Origin of the sequence: Sphingopyxis sp. 2PD (genome assembly GCF_005503695.1) — a bacterium.
Classification (GTDB): Bacteria; Pseudomonadota; Alphaproteobacteria; order Sphingomonadales; family Sphingomonadaceae; genus Sphingopyxis.
Window position 1 is genome coordinate 1 of record NZ_SCMU01000046.1, and the last position, 11457, is coordinate 11457.

The following is an 11457-nucleotide window of genomic DNA, read 5'->3' on the forward strand; positions in this document are numbered from 1 at the left end:
GGTCGGGGTCGGGGTCGGGCTCGGCCCGGCGGTCGGGGGCAGGGTGACCACAGGATCACCGCTGGTGCCGCCGCACGCAGCTAACGCGGTGGTGGAGAGCATCGAGAGGCCGAACAGGCCGTTGCGGAGCAGGGTGCGGCGCGTCGGATTGGCGGCGACGATCGCCTCCAGGCTGCCCGGTGCGTGATCGCTGGTCGTGTCGCCGCGATAAGGCGCGCGGGCGTCGTCGGTAAGATGTGACATGCAGTCCCCCTGTTTTCGGTTGAGCCCCGGACTGGTTGGTCCGGCTTTGGGTGGCGCACCGATGGCAGCGGGAGGTGTCAGCTAAATGGCTTCACCAAGTCAGAAAGGCAGGATTTGCATGACACTCTGGTGACATGGCAGGGCTCAGTCGTGCACCGCCTTGACCAGCGGCCCCAGCGCCCCGCCGCCCAGCCATGCCAGCTGAACTTCGGCCGACACGCGATTGATCGCCTCCTGCGGCTTGTTGCCCGGATGGACCGCGCGGCGCAGCGGGCGCTTGCCCGCGGGCATCGCCATGATCTCGGCAATCGCGCGCGGCACGTCGAGCGGATCAGCGCTGCGCCCGCTGCCATCCTCGGTCCCCATCCCCCGGGTGAAGGGCGCATAGGCCTCGAGCAGCGCCGCGTCGCTGCGCGCCTTCAGCGCGCCGGTGTAGGCGTTGCGATTGACCCACACCTTGGTCGGGTAGCCGCCGGGCTGGATCACCGTAACCTCGATGCCGTGTGGGACCAGTTCATAGGCCAGCTGTTCGGACATCGCCTCGACCGCGAATTTCGTCGCCGAATAATGGCCGCCGCCGGGGACGATGACGCGACCGAGCTGCGACGAGATGTTGAAGATTTGACCGTTTTTCGCGGCGCGCATCTGTGGCAGCAACGCGAGCTGCATCCGCTGGATGCCGAGGACATTGGTGTCGAAGATCAGCTTCGTCGCTTCCATGTCCTGAACTTCTACCGGCCCGGTGATCCCGATCCCGGCATTGTTGATCAGCGTGTCGATCCGCCCGCGCGAAATTTTCAGCGCCTCGGCGGTCCCCGCGGCGACCGACGCATCGCTGGTCACGTCGATCTCGACGATATGCATGTCGAGCTTGTCCTTCGCGGCCTCGGCGGCGAGCGTGTCCGCCTCGGGCCGCGGCAGCCCGCGCATCGTCGCGATCACCTTCGCGCCCAGCTTGGCATAATAGAGCGCACCCACGCGGCCGAACCCGCTCGATGCGCCGGTGATCAGGATCGTGCGGCCTTTTAGCGAAGGCGCCGCGGTCGGGGTCGCGGCATGCAGCAGCGCGGGGGCGGCGGCGGTGAGCGCTGCTGCTCCCGCGATGAGTTGGCGGCGGTTGGGAAGAATTGGATCGGGCATCGGACTCTCCTTTGGAGCGCCATCATGCCTCAGTTGGTGCGCCGCGCCAAATTTCTGCTTTTGGGGTGGGGAGCGGACGGTCAATTTTTATCGTCACCCCGGCGAAGGCCGGGGTCTCGCCCGATCAGACTACCGCAGCGGCGAGATCGTGTTTCAGAGCCACGTGCCTCTGAACACCCTTCGCCGGGATGACGATGCTACAGATCCTCCCTGTGGCGAAGCCATGGGGGAGTCGCAGACGGCGCGCAGCGCCAGCGGGACCGTTCGCAAAGCGAATGGTGGAGGGGCGGCGACGTTAGTCCATGGACCCTCCGTCAGCGCTCCGCGCTGCCACCTCCCCATCGCTGCGCGACAGGGAGGATCGACGGCAGCTATCGGTCGAAAGCCGTCATCTGTCCGACTTTTCCCGGCAAATCCTAAGCCTCGAACGCCGCCAAGATCGGGCATGGCCCCTTGCCGCCCGCCGCGCATTGATCGGCGAGGCGCGCCAGTGCGGCGCGGGTCGCGGTCATTTGCGCGATCTTTTCATCGAGGATCTCGATTCGCTGCCGCGCGAGCGTGCGGACCCGGACGCGGTCGTCGCCCGCCTCGAGCGCGAGCAGCTCGCCGATCTCGTCGAGCGTGAAGCCCGCGCCCTGCGCCGCACGGATGAATTTGAGGCGCCTCAGGTCGCCTTCATCATAGCGGCGCACGCCGCCACCCCAGCCGTCGCCGCCGCTGCGCGCGGGCGTGCCCATCAGCCCGCGGCGCTGGTAATAGCGAATCGTTTCGACCCCGACATCGCCCGCGGCCGCCAATTTGCCGATCGTGATTTGCATCGCTTGACTCCGTACCATAGTACGGACGCTATATGGGGCGCATGAAAAGCCAAGCAACCCTCCATCGCATGGTCATGCCGGGACACACCTGCCCCTATGGCCTCAAGTCAAAACATCTGCTCGAAAGCCGCGGTTTCACGGTCGATGACCGCTGGTTGACGACGCGCGAGGAAACCGACGCGTTCAAGGCCGCGCATGGCGTCAAGACGACGCCGCAGACCTTCATCGACGGCGTTCGTATCGGCGGATATGACGATCTGCGCCGCCATTTCGGGCTGAAGGTCACCGACCCCGACGCGACGAGCTACACCCCCGTGATCGCATTGTTTGCGATGACCGCACTGATGGCGCTGGCGACCAGTTTTTCGGTCCATGGCAACCCCTTCACCCTCCGCGCCGCCGAATGGTTCATCTCGTTCAGCATGATCGTCCTCGCGCTGCTCAAACTGCAGGATATCGACCGCTTTGCGACGATGTTCCTCAATTACGACCTGCTCGCGAAGCGCTGGGTACCCTATGCGACCATCTATCCCCTTGCCGAGGGGCTGGCGGGGGTGTTGATGACCGCCCACGCGCTGCCGTGGCTGTCGATCCCTGTCGCACTGTTCATCGGCGGGATCGGGGCAGCGTCGGTGTTCAAGGCGGTCTATATCGACAAGCGCGCACTGAAATGCGCCTGCGTCGGGGGTGACAGCCGGGTACCGCTGGGCTTTGTTTCGCTGACCGAAAATCTGGCAATGGTCGGCATGGCATTTTGGATGCTATGGATGCTGGCGTGACGATCATCCGCCATCTCCTGCTCGCGCTGTTCCTGATCGGCCTGTCGCTGCCGTCGGTGACTGCGCCCGTGCAGGCCGAGTCACAGGCAAGTGATTGCCACGGCGCGATGCCCGCCGATACGCCGCACCACCAGCCCGATGCCGACGACGGCAAAGGCGCGGGCCATATGTGCATCGGCTGCGTCGCCAGCACCCCGCCCGCGCCGATAGCCGCCCCCCTGCCGCTGCCCGCACTGTTGCCGCCGGTCCCGCCGATGGCGACGCTGGCGGGCGCCAACGCCCGGCCGAGCATCCCCCCTCCCCGACCCTGACGGCAACAAATCCGAACCCCGAATTTCCGATCCTGTCAGGACGATAATGATGTTGAAAACGCCTTTGCTGGCGGGCGCTGCCGCGCTCGCCCTCTTCCCGCTGTCCGCCGCCGCTCAGGACCATAGCGCGCATGATCCCCATGCCGGGCATGTGATGCCCGCCGCCGAGCCCAAAGCCGCCGATGCCGTCGACCATAGCGCGATGGACCATGGCGCCATGAGCCACGGCCCGTCGGCCACCCCCGCCGAAGGATCGGGCACCGCGCGCCTGCCTGCCAACGAGGGCGGCCATAGCGGCCTGCACATCGATGCCGGCGACGAGTGGATGGTCATGGCGCACGGCTTTGCCTGGGGCGTCTATACCGACCAGTCGGGGCCGCGCGGCGACGACAAGGCCTATGTCCAGTCGATGGCGATGCTGTCGGGCGAAAAGACGACCGAATGGGGCCGCATCCAGCTGAAATCGATGCTGAGCCTCGAGCCGCTGATGTCGAACCGCGGCTATCCCAACCTGTTCGCAACCGGCGAGACCGCGGGCGGCGAGCCGCTGGTCGACCGCCAGCATCCGCACGACCTGTTCATGGAGCTGGCGGCGCGGATCGACGTCAACGTCGGCGATAACGCCCGCCTGTTCGTCTATGGCGGTCCGGTCGGCGAACCGGCAATCGGCCCCAGCGCCTTCATGCACCGCAGCAGCGCGCGCTATAATCCCGAGGCGCCGATCACGCATCACTGGTTCGATTCGACGCACATCACCTATGGCGTCGCGACGCTGGGTTACGCGACCCCGCAGTTCCAGGTCGAAGGATCGGTCTTTACCGGCCGCGAGCCCAATGAAGAACGGTGGGGGATCGAAACCCCGCGGTTCGACAGCTGGTCGTTGCGCGGGACCTGGAACCCTTCAAGATCGCTGGCAATGCAGGTCAGCCACGGTTTCCTGAAAGAGCCCGAGGCGTTCCATCCCGGCGAGAACGAGCATCGCACCACCGCGAGCATCCATTGGAACAACGGGCGCGGCCTGTCGGCGACCGGCGCGTTCAGCGCCAAGAACCGCGACCCCGGCGCCACGCTGACCGCTTGGCTGGCCGAGGTGAACTGGAACATCGACGATCGTCATACGCTGTTCGGGCGGATCGAAAATGTGAAGAATGACGAGCTGTTCAGCGACCATGACGACCCGCTGCACGACGTGCCGTTCCGGGTGTCGAAATTCCAGGCGGGCTATGCCTATCGACTGCCGATCAGCGGGCCGCTGAACCTTGCGCTGGGCGGTAGCATCGCGGCGTTCGACAAGCCGCGCGCGCTCGAGGCCGCCTATGGCCGGAACCCGATCGGCGCGACGGTCTTTGCCCGATTGAGCATCGGTCATTGATGTAACTTATGGCTGGGCTATCGAAGGTCAGCGATTCGCGCCAACGGAGCCCAGCCATGTACAACCGCCGCCACTTCCTTGCCGGGGCGACCCTTGCCGGGCTTGCCGCTCCGGCGATCGTCCGCGCGCAGGGCATCTTGCGCGACTTTCCGTTCAAGCTGGGCGTCGCGGCGGGCGATCCGGCGAGCGACGGTTTCGTCATCTGGACCCGCCTTGCCCCCGAACCGATGGAGCGCCACGGCGGGATGCCGCTCACCAATGTGCCGGTCGAATGGGAGGTCGCGAGCGACACGGCGTTCCGCGATGTCGTCGCCAAGGGCACCGAACTAGCGCGCCCCGAACTGGCGCACAGCGTCCATGTCGAAGTGGCCGGGCTGCAACCCGACCGCCCCTATTATTACCGCTTTACTGCGGCGGGCGAGCGCAGCTTGCGCGGCCGTGCCCGCACCCTGCCCGCGCCCGGTGCCAAGGTCGAAGCGCTGAAATTCGGGGTCGCCGGGTGCCAGCATTTCGAATCCGGATTTTACGGCGCTTATCGCCACATGGCGCGCGAAGACCTGGCGTTCGTCTATCATTATGGCGACTTCATTTACGAGTATCAGCAGAATTATCTGTACGACAGCGGCCTGCCGATACGCCCCGTGCGGCGGTACGAGCAGCGCGCGCTGTTCGACGTCACCGATTTCCGCGCCGCCTATGCGCAAACCTTGCTCGACATCGACCAGCAGGCGGTACGCTCGGTCCACGCGCATCTGTCGAGTTTCGACGATCACGAGATCATCAACGACTGGGTATCCGACATCGACAATTGGGCGCTCGACCTGCCCGGCAACGATCCCGACGCACCGTCGCCCGAGGTGTTCATGCTGAAAAAGCAGGCGGCGATGCAGGCGTGGTACGAACATATGCCGGTGCGCAAGGCGCTGTTGCCGCGCGGCGGGATGGTCGCGATGAACCGCGAGTTTCGCTACGGCGATCTGATGGCGATGCAGCTGCTCGACACGCGGCAGTACCGCGACGACCAGCCGTGCGGCGACGGGTTCAAACCCGCCTGCCCCGAAGTGTTCGCCAAGGAGGCGCAAGTGCTGGGCCGCGCGCAGGAGGACTGGCTGAACCGCAATCTGGCGAAGGGCGGCGCGACGTGGAACGCGCTGGCGCAGCAGGTGACGATGATGTCGCTCGACCGGCGGCGCAAGCCCGACGAGCCGAAGAAAATCGTCAATCTCGACAGCTGGGCGGGCTATGAAGCGCCGCGCGAGCGCATATTGTCACGGCTGGGCGGGCTCAAGAATTGTGTCGTGCTGACCGGCGACGAACATCAGAATTTCTGCGGCGACCTGGTTTTGAAGGACAAGGTCGTCGGCGCCGAATTTGTCGCGACCTCAATCTCCAGCGGCGGCGACGGCAGCGACAGGCGCAACGGCACCGATGTTTTTCTCGGTCAAAACCCCGAACTGAAATTCGCCAACGACCAGCGCGGCTATCTGGTGTGCGAGGTCGGGCGCGAAGCATGGCAGACGCATTTCATGGTCGTCGACAAGGTGACGACGCCGGTGAACACGCTGTCGAAGCGCGCGACGGGCATCGTCGAACGCGACGTTGCCGGGATCAAGATGGCGTGACGTGTCGCCGGGCGGTCACATCGCTGTCATAGCGGAGCGCACATGACGCGCCTGTATCTCTTGCTGCTCGTCCTCTGCCTGCCCTTTACCGCGCGGGCGCAGGATGGCGAGCGTTCGCCGGTCACGATCCTGATCTCGATCGACGGGTTCCGCGCCGATTATCTCGATCGCGGGATCACCCCCAACCTGTCGCGGCTCGCCGCCGAGGGGGCGCGCGGCAAGCTGCGCCCGTCGTTCCCGACCAAGACCTTTCCCAATCATTATGCGATGGTCACCGGCAAGCGTCCCGATAATCATGGCATCGTCGGGAACAATATGATCGACCTGCGGCGACCGGGTGAGAAGTTCAGCCTGGGCGACCCGAAACAGTCGCTCGATCCCTTTTGGTGGGATCAGGCCGAACCCGCGTGGGTGACCGCGGAAAAGGCGGGGGTGCGCAGCGCGACGATGTTCTGGCCGGGCAGCGAGGTTGCGATCGGCGGCACACGGCCCGCCGACTGGCTCCGCTACGATCGGCACGTCGGTTATGAGCAGCGCATCGCAACGGTGCTCGACTGGATGCGCCGTCCCGCCGCAATCCGCCCGGCGTTCGTCACCCTTTACTTTGAAGCGGTCGACGACGCGGGACACCGTTTCGGCCCCGACAGCGCGGAAGTGAACGCAGCGATCGCCGACGTCGACGGCCGCATCGGCAGGCTGGTTGCCGGGCTTGCCGACCTCGGGCAGCCCGCCCGGCTGCTCATCGTCGCCGATCATGGCATGCGCGCGACCGACGAAAGCCGGGTGATCCAGCTCGCCGACCTGATCGACCTCGCCAGCATCATCGCGGTCGAGGTTGGCCCCTACGCCGCGATCGAGCCCCCCGCCGGGACCGACGACCGCGTCGCGCAGGCGTTGCTGAAACCGCACGCGCATATGACGTGCCATCGCCGCGAGGCGCTGCCGAAGCAGCTCCACTATGGCCGCAACCCGCGCGTCGCGGCGATCATCTGCATCGCCGAGCCCGGCTGGTCGATCCTCGCCGGTCCGCCGCCCTGGCCGGTGAAGGGCGGCGCGCACGGTTATGACAATCGCGATCCCGAAATGCTGGCGCTGTTCATCGCGCATGGCAGCGGACTGTCGGGCGATGTCGGCACGGTCGACAATATCGAGGTCTATCCGCTGCTGATGGCGTTACTGGGCGTGCCGCCGCTTGCCAGCGACGCGACGGGGGTTCTGGCGGACCAGCGCCGCTGACGGCTATTTGCGCCCGAACAGCTTCTCCACATCGTCCATTGCCAGTTTGACCCAGGTCGGGCGGCCGTGGTTGCACTGGCCCGAATGCGGGGTGACCTCCATCGTGCGGAGCAGCGCGTTCATTTCGGCGACGCTGAGCGTGCGGCCCGCGCGCACCGAGCCGTGACAGGCCATCGTCGCGGCGACCAGTTCGAGCCGCTCGTTGAGCCCCAGCGCCGCGTCATAGCCCGCCAGATCATCGGCGATGTCGGTGACGAGTTTGCGGCAGTCGATCGCGCCGAGCATCGCCGGGGTCGCGCGGACCATCACCGCGGCGGGGCCGAAGCGTTCGAGCTCGACGCCGAGCGTGGCAAGCTGCGCCGCCGCGGCTTCGAGGCGGTCGCAGGCGGGTTCGTCGAGTTCGACGACCTCGGGGAGCAGCAGGCCTTGGCTTGGCACCGCCTGCCCGCTCATCCCGCGGCGGAGTTGTTCGAGCACGAGCCGTTCGTGCGCGGCGTGCTGATCGACGATCACCAGCCCGTCCTCGGCCTCCGCCACGATATAGGTTTTCGCGATCTGGCCGCGGGCGATGCCGAGCGGATGCGCTTCGGCGTGCGGCACCGGGGCGGTTGCGGCCTCGGCGCGGCCCATCGGCAGTGCGTCTCGCGGCGGCGCGAAATCAACGGTGCGATCGCGCACCAGCGCATGGGTGGCGGGATCGGTGTCGGCGCCGAACAGGTGCGTCGCGGGGGCATGCGGATGGGGGTAGTGCGCGGCGAATAGCGTCGGCGCGGGCGGCGCCGGTGGAACCGGTTCCTGCTGCCACGCCGCCAGCGCCGCCTCGGCCGGGCGCTGGACGCTGCGAAAGCCATGCTCGTCGAGCGCGCGGCGGAGGCCGCCTACGATCATCCCGCGGATCAGCTGCGGATCGCGAAAGCGGACCTCGGTCTTCGCCGGGTGGACGTTCACATCGACCTCGCCGCCGGGCACCTCGAGGAACAGCGCGACGACCGGATGACGATCGCGCGCCAGCAGGTCGGCATAGGCACCGCGCAGCGCCCCGACGAGCAGCCGGTCCTTAACCGGGCGCCCGTTGACGAACAGATATTGATGGTCCGCAATGCCGCGATTGTAGGTCGGCAGGCTGATCACGCCGCCGATATGCACGCCGCCGCGATCCAGATCGACGCCGATGCTGTTCGCCGCCAGATCGCGCTGCGTCAGCGCCGCAACGCGGCTCAATTGATCCTGCCCGCCCTGCACGTCGAGCACGCGCCGCCCGTCATGCTCGACGACAAAACCGACGTCGGGTCGTGCCATCGCCAGCCGTTTAACGACATCCAGGCACGCGGCATATTCGCTGCGCGCGCTGCGCAGGAATTTACGCCGCGCCGGGATGCGCGCGAACAGATCCTCGACCGTGACGCGGGTGCCCTTGGCTAGCCCCGCGGGTCCTTCGGCGACGTGCGCCCCATTGTCGACGACGCGCCGCCAGCCGTCGCCGCCCGCGACCCGGCTGTCGAGCGTCAGCCGCGCGACGCTGGCGATCGACGGCAGCGCCTCGCCGCGAAAACCCAGCGTGGTGACATCCTCGATCGCGTCGTCGGGCAGCTTCGAGGTCGCATGGCGTTCGAGCGCGAGCGCCATGTCGGCAGCGGTCATGCCGCAGCCGTCATCCTCAACCTCCAGCCGCGATATTCCGCCCTCTGCGATTCGCACCGAAATGCGACTCGCACCGGCGTCGATGGCGTTTTCGACCAGTTCTTTCAGCGCCGCGGCGGGTCTTTCGACCACTTCACCGGCTGCGATCCGATTTACCAGCGTTTCGGGCAGGCGACGTATTGACATGACGCCTGTCCTAGCGCAGTCGGACGCAAATCGCGACCCACCCGCACAGCCTTATCATATTGTCCAGCCAGCCCCCGTCGGCCGAGCCGGAATCTCTCCCTGATTGGTCCTGTCCCCGGTCGGGCGCGCGGGTTCAATGACGACGGCGGCGCGCCCTTCCCTGAGGGTCGGCGTCGATGACAGGGAAACTAAATCTGATGTCCTTCTTTTCTCGCTGGTTGAAATTCAATTCCCAAGACATGGCCATCGACCTCGGCACCGCGAACACGGTCGTGTATGTGCGCGGCAAGGGCATCGTGCTGAACGAACCGTCGGTCGTTGCGGTCGAAACGGTCAACGGGATCAAGCGGGTGAAGGCGGTCGGCGACGACGCCAAGCTGATGATGGGCAAGACCCCCGACAGCATCGAGGCGATCCGCCCCTTACGCGACGGCGTGATCGCCGACATCGACGTCGCCGAACAGATGATCAAGCACTTCATCACCAAGGTGCATGGCGGCAAGCCCAATGCGTTCCGCAGTCCCGAAATCGTGATCTGTGTCCCCTCGGGATCGACCAGCGTCGAACGCCGCGCGATCCGCGACGCCGCATCGAATGCGGGTGCCAGCGAAGTGTGGCTGATCGAGGAACCGATGGCGGCCGCGATCGGCGCCGACATGCCGGTCACCGAACCGATCGGGTCGATGGTCGTCGACATCGGTGGCGGCACCACCGAAGTTGCGGTGCTGTCGCTCCGCGGCCTCGCCTACACAACCTCGGTCCGCGCCGGGGGCGACAAGATGGACGAAGCAATCGTCAGCTATGTCCGCCGCCACCACAATCTGCTGATCGGCGAAGCGACCGCCGAGCGGATCAAGAAGGATTTCGGGATCGCGCGCATTCCCGCCGACGGGACCGGCCTGACGATCCACATCAAGGGCCGCGACCTCGTCAACGGCGTGCCCAAGGAAATCTCCATCAATCAGGCGCAGATCGCCGAAGCCTTGTCCGAACCGATCGGCACGATCGTCGAAGGCGTGCGCATCGCGCTGGAAAACACCGCCCCCGAACTGGCCGCCGACATCGTCGATCAGGGCATCGTGCTGACCGGCGGCGGCGCGCTGATCGCCGAACTGGACGAGTTGCTGAAAGAAGCAACCGGCCTGCCGGTGACGGTTGCGGAAGACCCGCTGACCTGCGTCGCGATCGGCACGGGCCGCGCGATGGAAGACCCTGCCTTCCGCGGCGTGTTGCAGCAAGCCTGATCGGGTAAAGACGCTTCATGGTCCGCCCGGTACATCGACGTCCGGGGCAATCCCGAAAGGCACAGTACAGCCTGTTCGCGGCCTATGTCATCGCGGTGACGGGGGCCGTCGCCGGGCTGCTTCTGGCGATCCTGTCGGTCGTTGACCCCGTCGGCTTTGCCCAGCTTCGCCTGGCAAGCCAGGAAATCACCGCGCCGGTGGCGCGCGTGTCGCGGTCGGTGATCGGGTCGATCTCAGGCATCGACGATAGCGTCGGCGCCTATGTCAGCGCCGGATCGCAGAACCGGCGGTTGCGCAGCGAACTGGCCGAAACACGCCGTGAACTGGTCGCCACCAGCACCTTGCAGGAAGAGAACCGCCAGTTGAAGGCGCTGCTCAAATTGCAGGAAACCGACAAGACCGCTCTCGCCAACGGCTATCTCCTCACCTCGACCTCGACGAGCAGCAAGCGCATCGCGCTGCTCAGCATCGGGCGCAATCTGGGGGTCGCCGCAGGCCAGCCGGTGCGCGGCGCCGACGGGCTGATCGGGCGCGTGTTGAGCAGCGGCCCTTCGGTGTCGCAGGTGCTGCTGCTGACCGACGTCGACAATATCGTCCCCGTCCGCCGCGCGCGCGACGGCCTGCCCGCGCTGGCCTATGGTCGCGGCAACGGCGATCTCGACGTGCGCACCCTCAACATCGCCAACAATCCGTTCAAGCCCGGCGACATATTGGTCACGTCGGGGACCGGCGGCCTGTATCCGCCGAATATCCCGGTCGCGATCGTCGTGCGGCGACAGGATGACGGGGCGTTGGCGCGCCCGCTCGCCGACCCCGGCAAGGTCGATGCGGTGTCGGTGCTGCGACCCTACACCCCCGACAATAT

Annotated in this window: 10 protein-coding genes and 1 pseudogene; 7 read left to right on the forward strand and 4 right to left on the reverse strand. The window is 66.4% G+C overall.

Translation table 11 applies throughout. The features are described 5' to 3' along the window. The 3 genes and pseudogenes from FFS18_RS17060 to FFS18_RS17070 form a co-directional block, all read right to left on the reverse strand. A pseudogene (locus FFS18_RS17060) lies at positions 1 to 243 on the reverse strand (PhoX family protein); the annotation flags it as partial. A 144-nt stretch (positions 244 to 387) separates the two neighbouring features. Then, positions 388 to 1383, reverse strand: a complete 996-nt coding sequence (locus FFS18_RS17065; RefSeq protein WP_137871759.1) for an SDR family oxidoreductase — start codon at positions 1381 to 1383, stop codon at positions 388 to 390. Between the two features lie 416 nt (positions 1384 to 1799). Further along, positions 1800 to 2201: a MerR family DNA-binding protein gene (locus tag FFS18_RS17070; protein ID WP_137871760.1), complete on the reverse strand. Its 402-nt coding sequence runs from the start codon at positions 2199 to 2201 to the stop codon at positions 1800 to 1802. Positions 2202 to 2242: 41 nt separating this feature from the next. On the opposite strand from FFS18_RS17070, the gene FFS18_RS17075 reads away from it, so the two are divergent. Genes FFS18_RS17075 through FFS18_RS17095 form a run of 5 tightly spaced genes read left to right on the forward strand, consistent with a single transcriptional unit; the run spans position 2243 to position 7521 of the window. Then, positions 2243 to 2980 carry a glutaredoxin family protein gene (locus FFS18_RS17075; protein WP_249340447.1) on the forward strand — a complete coding sequence of 246 codons (738 nt, stop codon included), beginning with the start codon at positions 2243 to 2245 and terminating at the stop codon, positions 2978 to 2980. After that, positions 2977 to 3291, forward strand: a complete 315-nt coding sequence (locus FFS18_RS17080; RefSeq protein WP_137871761.1) for a hypothetical protein — start codon at positions 2977 to 2979, stop codon at positions 3289 to 3291. Before FFS18_RS17075 ends, FFS18_RS17080 begins: the two co-directional genes overlap by 4 nt. 49 nt (positions 3292 to 3340) lie before the next feature. Then, the gene (locus FFS18_RS17085; protein ID WP_212743069.1) at positions 3341 to 4663 is read left to right on the forward strand and encodes a hypothetical protein; all 1323 of its coding nucleotides are present in this window, start codon (positions 3341 to 3343) and stop codon (positions 4661 to 4663) included. Positions 4664 to 4719: 56 nt separating this feature from the next. Further along, positions 4720 to 6285: an alkaline phosphatase D family protein gene (locus FFS18_RS17090; protein ID WP_137871762.1), complete on the forward strand. Its 1566-nt coding sequence runs from the start codon at positions 4720 to 4722 to the stop codon at positions 6283 to 6285. Positions 6286 to 6327: 42 nt separating this feature from the next. Beyond that, a complete protein-coding gene (locus tag FFS18_RS17095; RefSeq protein ID WP_137871763.1) occupies positions 6328 to 7521 on the forward strand; it encodes an alkaline phosphatase family protein in 1194 nt (397 codons plus the stop codon). A gap of 3 nt (positions 7522 to 7524) precedes the next feature. Here the strand turns inward: FFS18_RS17095 and mutL are convergent, their stop codons facing one another. Continuing rightward, on the reverse strand, positions 7525 to 9348 hold the full coding sequence (mutL, locus tag FFS18_RS17100; RefSeq protein ID WP_137871764.1) for a DNA mismatch repair endonuclease MutL: 1824 nt from the start codon (positions 9346 to 9348) through the stop codon (positions 7525 to 7527). Between the two features lie 197 nt (positions 9349 to 9545). On the opposite strand from mutL, the gene FFS18_RS17105 reads away from it, so the two are divergent. Both FFS18_RS17105 and mreC read left to right on the forward strand, forming a co-directional pair. Next, positions 9546 to 10592, forward strand: coding sequence for a rod shape-determining protein (locus tag FFS18_RS17105; RefSeq protein ID WP_137871765.1), 1047 nt, complete (start codon positions 9546 to 9548; stop codon positions 10590 to 10592). A 17-nt stretch (positions 10593 to 10609) separates the two neighbouring features. Then, the coding region (gene mreC / locus FFS18_RS17110) for a rod shape-determining protein MreC (protein ID WP_137871766.1) at positions 10610 to 11457 on the forward strand (848 nt) is incomplete at its 3' end.

Coding starts and splice junctions, on each gene's coding strand:
- FFS18_RS17075 (WP_249340447.1), top strand. CDS start 2,243: ATGAAAAGCCAAGCAACCCTCCATCGCATGGTCATGCCGGGACACACC.
- FFS18_RS17070 (WP_137871760.1), bottom strand. CDS start 2,201: ATGCAAATCACGATCGGCAAATTGGCGGCCGCGGGCGATGTCGGGGTC.
- FFS18_RS17065 (WP_137871759.1), bottom strand. CDS start 1,383: ATGCCCGATCCAATTCTTCCCAACCGCCGCCAACTCATCGCGGGAGCA.
- mutL (WP_137871764.1), bottom strand. CDS start 9,348: ATGTCAATACGTCGCCTGCCCGAAACGCTGGTAAATCGGATCGCAGCC.
- FFS18_RS17090 (WP_137871762.1), top strand. CDS start 4,720: ATGTACAACCGCCGCCACTTCCTTGCCGGGGCGACCCTTGCCGGGCTT.
- FFS18_RS17085 (WP_212743069.1), top strand. CDS start 3,341: ATGTTGAAAACGCCTTTGCTGGCGGGCGCTGCCGCGCTCGCCCTCTTC.
- FFS18_RS17105 (WP_137871765.1), top strand. CDS start 9,546: ATGTCCTTCTTTTCTCGCTGGTTGAAATTCAATTCCCAAGACATGGCC.
- FFS18_RS17095 (WP_137871763.1), top strand. CDS start 6,328: ATGACGCGCCTGTATCTCTTGCTGCTCGTCCTCTGCCTGCCCTTTACC.